General features: G+C 62.1%; 2 protein-coding genes and 1 pseudogene. All 3 read left to right on the top strand.

All coding sequences use genetic code 11. The annotated features are described in order from the left end of the window. A pseudogene (locus tag A3728_RS04795) lies at nt 1-239 on the top strand (amidophosphoribosyltransferase); the annotation flags it as partial. 251 nt (nt 240-490) lie between these two features. Beyond that, nucleotides 491-793 carry a pilus assembly protein PilP gene (locus A3728_RS04790; RefSeq protein WP_330220259.1) on the top strand — a complete coding sequence of 101 codons (303 nt, stop codon included), beginning with the start codon at nt 491-493 and terminating at the stop codon, nt 791-793. Nucleotides 794-849: 56 nt separating this feature from the next. After that, nucleotides 850-1405 (top strand): mechanosensitive ion channel family protein (locus A3728_RS04785; RefSeq protein ID WP_150120648.1); only part of this gene is annotated, 556 nt, incomplete at its 3' end.

The raw sequence follows: 1405 nt of genomic DNA, 5'->3' as shown, positions 1-1405 counted from the left end.
CGCCGCAGCGCGAAAAACTGCTGGCCGCCACCATGTCCGAGGACGAGATGCGCGACCACCTGCAGGTCGACAGCCTGAAGTTCATCTCGCTCGACGGTCTTTACCGGGCCGTGGGCGAGGCGCAGGGCCGCAAGGCCAGCTGTCCGCAGTATTGCGACGCCTGTTTCTCCGGCGAATACCCGGTGGTGCCCGCCGACCAGATCGACAAGGGCTTTCGCATGAAAGAGGCCGCCGAGTAGGCTTCGCGGCGACAGACTGCCTCTGATTTCGTTCAAATGCCTGCTGTCCGCGCAGCGGGATAGATTTGCGCAAATAGCGGTAATCGCGCGCGAATTCGTATAGGATACGCGCCGCGCCCGGCCCTGTCGGCAGACCTTCGCCTGCCCTTTGGCAAGGTTGCGCTGACCTCCGGCCATCCCCCTTCCACCCTGCTTTACCGCCTGTTAGCTGATCCAGCGCAATACATTGATCGAAATTCAGCGCCACCCCGATGCGATCCCCCGCAGGCGCGACGAAAGGCGAAAACATGGCGTCCAATGATACCGGCGGAGGTACGTCCGCCAAAGTGGCCCGCTTGGCCACCCAACACATGAAGCTCGACCGGCTGGCCGTGATCGGCATTTACGGCAACGACACCGATCCCCGCGCTCTGGTGCGGGAGAACGACGGCACCATCACCCGCGTTCAGGTCGGCGACACGCTGGAGGCGGGCATCGTCACGGCGATCGGCGACGATGCGGTGGTGCTTTCGCGTCGTGGTGGCAATACGGTTCTGAAACTCCCGCAAACGTAGGAACAATCCTTCTTTCAATGCGTTGACCTGCCGCATGAACGACAGGAGAGATGCGCGTGGAAGAAGTCGAAGCCAACCCGGGTCTGATATTCGATAAACTTGACGCGTGGTTGGATGGGCTCTTCAGGCTCCTTCCGAACATCGCAATCGCGATTGTCGTCCTCATTCTTTTCTACTTTCTTGGCCGGTATTTCGGGGGCGTGGCCCGCCGGGCGGCGAAGCGCCGGGATCGTCCCTCGCTGGGCGATGTGGGCGGCTCCCTGCTGCGTTGGACGATCAGCATCGTCGGCCTGATGCTGGCGATCACCATTGTCGCCCCCAGCCTCACGCCCGGTGATCTCATCGCGGGGCTGGGCGTCAGTTCGGTGGCGATCGGCTTTGCCTTCAAGGACATCCTGCAAAACATGCTGGCAGGCATCCTGATCCTGCTGCGCCAGCCCTTCGCGGTGGGGGACCAGATCGTCAGCGGTGGCCACGAAGGCACCGTGGAACGCATCGAAACCCGGGCAACCCTGATCAAAACCTACGATGGCCGTCGTGTAGTGATCCCCAATGCCGACATCTACACCGACAGCGTGATCGTGAACACGGCCTTCGACACACGGCGCAGCC

The organism is Sulfitobacter sp. HI0040, from assembly GCF_001634885.1.
Classification (GTDB): Bacteria; Pseudomonadota; Alphaproteobacteria; order Rhodobacterales; family Rhodobacteraceae; genus Sulfitobacter.
The sequence above is the reverse complement of the archived record's forward strand: the minus strand, read 5'-3'. Positions and strand labels throughout refer to the sequence as shown.

Coding starts and splice junctions, on each gene's coding strand:
- A3728_RS04790 (WP_330220259.1), top strand. CDS start 491: ATGCGATCCCCCGCAGGCGCGACGAAAGGCGAAAACATGGCGTCCAAT.